The organism is Serratia sp. OS31, from assembly GCF_014164835.1.
Lineage (GTDB): Bacteria > Pseudomonadota > Gammaproteobacteria > Enterobacterales > Enterobacteriaceae > Serratia > Serratia liquefaciens_A.
In genome coordinates this window covers 1-6,100 of record NZ_JACJFQ010000068.1, presented here as the reverse complement: position 1 = coordinate 6,100, position 6,100 = coordinate 1, and the positions used below count along the sequence as shown (strand labels likewise).

At 42.8% G+C, this 6,100-nt stretch carries 11 protein-coding genes; all 11 read left to right on the top strand.

Annotation, left to right across the window (positions count from 1 at the left end; genetic code table 11):
• Positions 1-250: hypothetical protein (locus tag H5P17_RS26010; RefSeq protein WP_182825871.1), on the top strand; the 250-nt coding region annotated here is incomplete at its 5' end.
• 62 nt (positions 251-312) lie between these two features.
• Entirely contained in the window at positions 313-564 is a 252-nt protein-coding gene (locus H5P17_RS26005; protein WP_182825870.1) for a type II toxin-antitoxin system Phd/YefM family antitoxin, read from the top strand.
• The gene (locus H5P17_RS26000; RefSeq protein WP_182825869.1) at positions 554-835 is read left to right on the top strand and encodes a type II toxin-antitoxin system RelE/ParE family toxin; all 282 of its coding nucleotides are present in this window, start codon (positions 554-556) and stop codon (positions 833-835) included. Before H5P17_RS26005 ends, H5P17_RS26000 begins: the two co-directional genes overlap by 11 nt.
• Before the next feature lie 40 nt (positions 836-875).
• The gene (locus H5P17_RS25995; RefSeq protein ID WP_182825868.1) at positions 876-1,439 is read left to right on the top strand and encodes a hypothetical protein; all 564 of its coding nucleotides are present in this window, start codon (positions 876-878) and stop codon (positions 1,437-1,439) included.
• Entirely contained in the window at positions 1,432-1,701 is a 270-nt protein-coding gene (locus H5P17_RS25990; RefSeq protein ID WP_182825867.1) for a hypothetical protein, read from the top strand. The genes H5P17_RS25995 and H5P17_RS25990 overlap by 8 nt, the downstream gene beginning before the upstream one ends.
• Positions 1,698-2,132: a hypothetical protein gene (locus H5P17_RS26770; protein WP_255478003.1), complete on the top strand. Its 435-nt coding sequence runs from the start codon at positions 1,698-1,700 to the stop codon at positions 2,130-2,132. The genes H5P17_RS25990 and H5P17_RS26770 overlap by 4 nt, the downstream gene beginning before the upstream one ends.
• Before the next feature lie 481 nt (positions 2,133-2,613).
• A complete protein-coding gene (locus H5P17_RS25975) occupies positions 2,614-3,129 on the top strand; it encodes a J domain-containing protein (RefSeq protein ID WP_182825866.1) in 516 nt (171 codons plus the stop codon).
• Between the two features lie 138 nt (positions 3,130-3,267).
• On the top strand, positions 3,268-3,477 hold the full coding sequence (locus H5P17_RS25970) for a hypothetical protein (protein WP_182825865.1): 210 nt from the start codon (positions 3,268-3,270) through the stop codon (positions 3,475-3,477).
• A gap of 196 nt (positions 3,478-3,673) precedes the next feature.
• Entirely contained in the window at positions 3,674-3,877 is a 204-nt protein-coding gene (locus H5P17_RS25965) for a hypothetical protein (RefSeq protein WP_182825864.1), read from the top strand.
• Between the two features lie 460 nt (positions 3,878-4,337).
• Positions 4,338-4,895 carry a DNA distortion polypeptide 1 gene (gene ddp1 / locus H5P17_RS25960; protein WP_182825863.1) on the top strand — a complete coding sequence of 186 codons (558 nt, stop codon included), beginning with the start codon at positions 4,338-4,340 and terminating at the stop codon, positions 4,893-4,895.
• Positions 4,885-6,033, top strand: a complete 1,149-nt coding sequence (gene mobP1, locus H5P17_RS25955; protein WP_182825862.1) for a MobP1 family relaxase — start codon at positions 4,885-4,887, stop codon at positions 6,031-6,033. The genes ddp1 and mobP1 overlap by 11 nt, the downstream gene beginning before the upstream one ends.
• Positions 6,034-6,100: the final 67 nt, after the last annotated feature.

Here is a 6,100-nt window from a genome sequence, read left to right as displayed (position 1 = left end):
GTTTATGGAGAAACATAACGATAAAGAAGGCGGGAAGTTTTTAATTTACGCCTTGTCTAAATATGGTTCGAATATTACCAAAACAACTTTCATGCTAGATAGACTTTACGATTGTACAATCGAAATGGCAGCGAGAACAGATGCTGTTAAATTACTTTCTCAAAGAATTAAAGAAGATATAAAAAACGAATTTGGCATTTCATATATAAAAGAATTAATGGAACCGTTCGAAGAAGATTTTCGCAGTTAGATACATTGAAAGGTGCTTTTAATAGTGCTATTATTGGTGTTCCATTGAAGTGGGGGGGTATCATGACTTACCAGATTTTAACGACTACGGCAGCGTCGATCACCGACCTGAAAAAAAATCCGATGGGAACCGTTGCTGACGGGGACGGTGAAGCGGTCGCGATCCTTAATCGTAACGAACCGGCATTCTACTGTGTTCCTCCAGAGCTTTACGCCTACTATCGCGAGTTGGCGGAAGATGCTGAGTTGAATCGTATTGCCGATGAACGCATGAAAGATGCCGAGTTTGTGAGCGTTTCCCTCGATGACCTATAACCTCCAGTTTGAAAAAAGAGCCCTGAAAGAATGGGGGAAATTGGGACACACGATCCGGGAACAGCTAAAAAAGAAGTTGGCCGAGCGTTTGCAGAACCCGCATGTACCCGCGTCTCGTCTGAGTGGTCATCAGAATAGATACAAAATTAAACTTCGTTCATCAGGCTATAGATTGGTTTATGAAGTTAACGATACTGAAATCATTTTGTTAGTGATCGCAGTAGGAAAGCGCGCAGGCGATGAGGTTTATACGACTGCCGACGAACGGTAAAATTAACAACGGTACGCCCCGAATGGCGAGAGGAATAACCATGCATAGCACCTTTTCAAAAGAACACATCCTAACCCTTGAGCAAGTTTGCCTGCTGTTAGGGGATGGATGGCACATTGACCGCCTACAGTCTCAGCAATGGCGTCAAGTCTTGCGCTCTCCTGAATATCGGCATTACAGCATCATAATCACCTGCTCATATCAACAGTTTCAGCTATTGGCCGTCATTGACCATTGCAGCGATATCGCGATTAAAATTTCCCACAGTAGAACACCAACGGCGATCAGTCGGGATATTCGCAGGCGATTATTCACCCGCCTCCGGGAAAAACTTGCTGATGCGGCTAGCCAGCGCCAAAAGGATGTTGACAGAAAACAGGCTAAAGAGTGGTTTATCGATGCGATGAGCCGTTTAGTCAGTGTCGAACGGCCTCGCTATGATCACAGCGATAGAGTATGTGGATTGAGTCATGAGGGGATCGGTGGTGAGGTTCAACGCTATTGCTACGAAAATTATAAAATCAATATCAAAGGATTAACGATGGATGAAACTATTCGAGTCGTTGGGTTTATTAGCCAGCTAAGAGGGCAAAGCAATGTCTAAGACCTGCGTTTATCATCATGCCGGTTCCAGCGGAATGAATACGTTCAAAACAGAAATTTTTAAATTGGATAACGGGCAGTTAGAAGCCGTGTTTACAAGAATCAAACGTAAACGCTTTCCTGACGGAACGGAAAAGGAATTTGTGGATCAAGTCTCACAGTTTACAGCAAGCAGTAAAGACGAATTAAAAGAGCTAGATTTACCCAAATTACGCTCAACGAAAATTTTACTCGATTCCGAATTTTTTAAGGGTGAAGAATGACGACACCGACCGGCTCGGAAATCGCAAAGCTGAGAAATCAACTCGGATTGACGCAAAAAAATCTTGCTGCGCTTTTTGGCGTTACTTTGGCTACGTGGCAAAAAAAGGAGTCTGAAACGTCAAAAGAGACGATCGGCATCCGGCCCGGTGAGTTTCAGTTCCTGCTGTTACTTGCCGGTGAACATCCGCAGTTTGTTTTGACGCAGAAGCAACCGGAGCTGATGACGGTGCAGAATAAACCCAGCGCTGACGACGTTAGGCAGTTGAGGGAAGCTGCCGGGTTGAGCGTTGAACAAGCCGCCGCACTGTTTGAGTGTCTGCCGCGCAGCTGGCAGTCAAAAGAGAACCCGAACACACGCGGAACGCTGACCGTAGGGGAGTATAATTTTTTGTTATTGTTGGCCGGTAAACATCCGTATTTGTCAATTTGACGTCAAAGGCGCATTCTGCAGCCAGGCACCAGGCATGAAAACACCATCATTTTTACACATGGCCACCGGCCGGCGCCGCCATTTTTGATTGTGTTTATTCCCTTACTGTTTGTTCTCTACGTTCTCCCCCGTAACCGTCTGCGCAAGCGCATCCGCTAACGCCTCGGAAATCACGCTCAAAACGGCGCTGTGCGTCGTTCTGACCGCTCACCGAGGAAGGGGCTGGTTTTGCGTCTGCGTCGTCTGTTGGCGCGTATAGGCTTAGCAGGGCGGAGGGGGGATTTTGCTTTATGCAATATTGTACCGCCCAAGGGCGGGCATCAGCGGGGTTATAATAGTGTAATTTTCTACTACATAGTGCCGCTTTTCATGCACTTACGTGCATAAACATATTGCGATAGTCATCAAACGATGTATAATGGTTTTATCAAGTCAGCAGTGATTTGAACGGTACGCCCCGAACGGCGCTAGGAATAAAATTATGAACATTCAAGAAGCCCTCAACGTTCTCGGTTTAACTGGTGAAGTTAATCAGGCAGAACTGAAAAAAGCATTTAAACGCCTCGCTGTTAAATATCACCCAGATAAAAACCCAATCGGCGCAGAAATGATGAAAATGATTAATGCGGCGTATGAATTCCTTACTAATAACATTGAGAAAATAAATCAATTTCAATCACAGAATGAAGATGATGTGTATAACTACAGTGATGAAATTGAAACTGTATTAAAAACGATTGTGACGTTGGAAGGGGTAATATTCGAAGTGATAGGAAACTGGGTTTGGATTCGAGGTGAAACTAAAAATCATAAAGAGATACTTAAATCGCTAAAATGCAAGTGGGCACCTAGTAAAAAAGAGTGGTATTACAGACCAGAGGAGCATAAAAGTGTTTACAACAGGAAAACACACACCATCGAAGAAATCCGCGAAATGTATGGAACAAATGGACAAAGAAAAGCAAAAGGCAAAAAACAATTAGAAAAAACAAATTAACACAAGGCGGGGAAACCCGCCCTTTTTATTAAAATCGTTAAATATAATTTGTCGCATGATATCAAACGATGTATAATGGTTTTATTGAATCAAGAACGGTTCAGTCGGTACACCCCGTAGGTGATTGGAGTAAAGAATATGAATGTACCATCCCGCAGTTTTGACACTCTCCGCTTAACTCGCTTTGAAGTCGTATTTATAGCAGAAAACTCTTTTGGTGAAGTTGTAATTTGCCGCTATATCACAAATGCACTAAATAAGTATGATGCCGCTTTCCAGTTCGGCCAGAACAACAAGGGTTATAACTATGTTGTGAAGGAAGTAAACGAAGTAATCCAAGCCATCTAAAAAAAGAAAGCCGGGTTGCGCTAACAATCCGGCTCTCAGGCAAATCTAAGACTGTCGAGGAATTAAAAATGCCAATTGATATTATACAGCTCGCAAAACAACTCGCAAGCGGAAAACAAACCCGCGTACCGGCAATGAAAGCACACGCATGGGATGACCTGCGTTGGTGGGTTGATTACTTGCGGGGGTATGCGCTATGAAAAGTAAAGTGATTTACACAAAGTCTATTCACTACTACAGGGCAGGAGTTAAACGGATTTTTGAGAACAGATATGGTTTAACAATGGAAGATATTTCTCTTAGTGATGATTTTATTTTTCAAGCGTTCGAGGCTAAAGAGTCTCCAGAGCAGTTGGTTGAGTGGTACGGTGAGAAATACGACTTAACCAGAATTAGATAGCGAAAGGGAGGGGGCTAAGGCTCCCTTTTTTATGCCCGAAAGGGCATGAAGGGGGAAAAGAAAAAAGAAGAAGATCACCGCCGTAACATTCCCCCGAAGCCGCCAAAGGCGTTACGAACTCCCATAAAGCAAAATCCCACCCTCCGCCCTGCTAAGCTTAAACAGAATTATAGCAACACAGACTATTTTTAACGTGCTCGCAACGGTGAACGGGCAGGCTGACGCATAGCGGCAGCCTGGGCGTGATTTCCGTTGTCTTGATGGATAAGCATAGCGAATCCATCTAGATACGTTAACACCATGCTTTTACAGCGATTACAGCTCGTTTTTTGGGTTTGTAAGACAGGAGAAATATACTTGCAACAGATAACTACAGGAGGCAAGATAGGCAAAATGACCCCATATGACGCCATTTCATGCCGCATATGTTGTACTTTGCCAACGCTGCCGGAGGCTCTCGATGAAGGAAGAAAGCAGGAAGATACAGATACGTTTAGAGCCTAATGATGATGCTATCTTTAGGAAGGAATCAACAAAGGCCGGTTTAACGCCTGCTTCACTATTAAAAAAAATAGCTATGACTATTATAGCTAATAATAATGGTGCGGGCTATACGGTTAATGATTTTAACTTTACAGATAATACGGAAAAGTTGAACGTAAAAGTTAGCTGTGAATTAAAAGAAAAATTACAACGGGCCGCCGAAAAAAATGGATGGTCGTTATCAAAAGAATCACGTTTCAGACTTGCGTCGTCATTGATAGATGACCCTGCACTTTATCCTGATGAAGTCGCAGAGCTTAGAAGGGCCAGGAATGCAGTAGATATAGTGGGGCGTAATTTGCATTACATCATTTCTAAAAAACAGATATTGACCATCAATGATGCTGATTTTTTGGAAGATGTTCAACGTCTCAATGAGAACATTGAAGCACTAAAATCCCAAGTAGATAGGTTAACAACGTTAGGAATAAACCGTAGTAATTATAGAAAGCGGGGATCGCATAATGGGCGTTAGTATTGATAAAGAGTATAAAATAAGGAAGGCCCGGAGTGAGCGTGCGGCTAAAAACCCACTGGCGCATAAAGCCAGGAACGGTGGAGCTACTTACAAAAAGAGTGTAAAACAACGCGCGGCGGCAAAAGGGGCAAGTCGTGAAGTTATGGTGAAAATCACCGGGAATGCTAAGACCGCTAGAGGAATAAAGAATTCGATAAATTACATCAGTCGCGATGCTGATTTGAAGCTAAGAGACGATGAAGGACGGGAGTATGAGGGGGATAAGGATGTGGTGGATGCTTATGATTATATGGTTTCGCCAGAAGACAGAACACGCCTTGATGACGATAAAAATCCGCATATTTCGCACAATATGATGTTTAATACCAATTCTTCTGTAGGTGTATCCCAAGAGGATATGCTTGATGCCGTTCAAAAGGCTATTAAGGAAAAATATCCTGATAATCGGTTTGTGATGGCCTATCACCAGGATACAGATAACCCACATGTGCATGTCGTCATGCGCATACCCGATAATGCAGGTAATAGAATTAATATTCGAAAATCTGATTTGAGGGATCTACGGGCGGGATTTGCGCAAAAACTCCAGGGGAAAGGGTATGACGTTAAGGCCACACATAAACATGACTTTGCCTTAAAGAATAAAATTAGAGACGAACCAGATCGTACTCGAAACCTCTATGAAGTTGTAGAAACAGGGAGAACGCATTATAACAACGATCCGAAAAATAAGCGGCAGAACTTTATTCGACTTAAGACTATCAAGGGTGAAAAAGAGTTGACCATCTGGGGTACAAACTTACCGGATGAGTTGTTGAGAGAAAAAGTTAAAAAAGGTAGCGTTATAAAAATAAAGAAGGAAGGGGAAACGACGGTTAAGGTTCCTTTGTTTAAAAAGAATGGGGAGGTTGCAGGTTACAAGGAAACGAAACGTAACAACTGGGTTGTTGAGAACAAAGGTGTTATAGGAATCGATAGGAAAGTGAATTTTAGCAAGGTGGAGATTCTCAATGATCCACAGCGTGCCATCAAGCAAGGGGTGAGCATTAAGCAGTTCCAGGATTCAAAGATGAGTCTGATGAAGCAGCAGAATCAAGATAAAGTAGGCGTGAAAATTGGTCTATTCAAGCTATGAATAAGAGTTGTTATCATAGAATTTGCGTATGTGCTGTTGATAATATATTCGATATATTGCATAGGAG

Excerpts from the sequence above, each read along its gene's own strand:
- H5P17_RS26005 (WP_182825870.1), top strand. The coding sequence starts at position 313 with ATGACTTACCAGATTTTAACGACTACGGCAGCGTCGATCACCGACCTG.
- H5P17_RS26000 (WP_182825869.1), top strand. The coding sequence starts at position 554 with ATGACCTATAACCTCCAGTTTGAAAAAAGAGCCCTGAAAGAATGGGGG.
- H5P17_RS25995 (WP_182825868.1), top strand. The coding sequence starts at position 876 with ATGCATAGCACCTTTTCAAAAGAACACATCCTAACCCTTGAGCAAGTT.
- H5P17_RS25990 (WP_182825867.1), top strand. The coding sequence starts at position 1,432 with ATGTCTAAGACCTGCGTTTATCATCATGCCGGTTCCAGCGGAATGAAT.
- H5P17_RS26770 (WP_255478003.1), top strand. The coding sequence starts at position 1,698 with ATGACGACACCGACCGGCTCGGAAATCGCAAAGCTGAGAAATCAACTC.
- H5P17_RS25975 (WP_182825866.1), top strand. The coding sequence starts at position 2,614 with ATGAACATTCAAGAAGCCCTCAACGTTCTCGGTTTAACTGGTGAAGTT.
- H5P17_RS25970 (WP_182825865.1), top strand. The coding sequence starts at position 3,268 with ATGAATGTACCATCCCGCAGTTTTGACACTCTCCGCTTAACTCGCTTT.
- H5P17_RS25965 (WP_182825864.1), top strand. The coding sequence starts at position 3,674 with ATGAAAAGTAAAGTGATTTACACAAAGTCTATTCACTACTACAGGGCA.
- ddp1 (WP_182825863.1), top strand. The coding sequence starts at position 4,338 with ATGAAGGAAGAAAGCAGGAAGATACAGATACGTTTAGAGCCTAATGAT.
- mobP1 (WP_182825862.1), top strand. The coding sequence starts at position 4,885 with ATGGGCGTTAGTATTGATAAAGAGTATAAAATAAGGAAGGCCCGGAGT.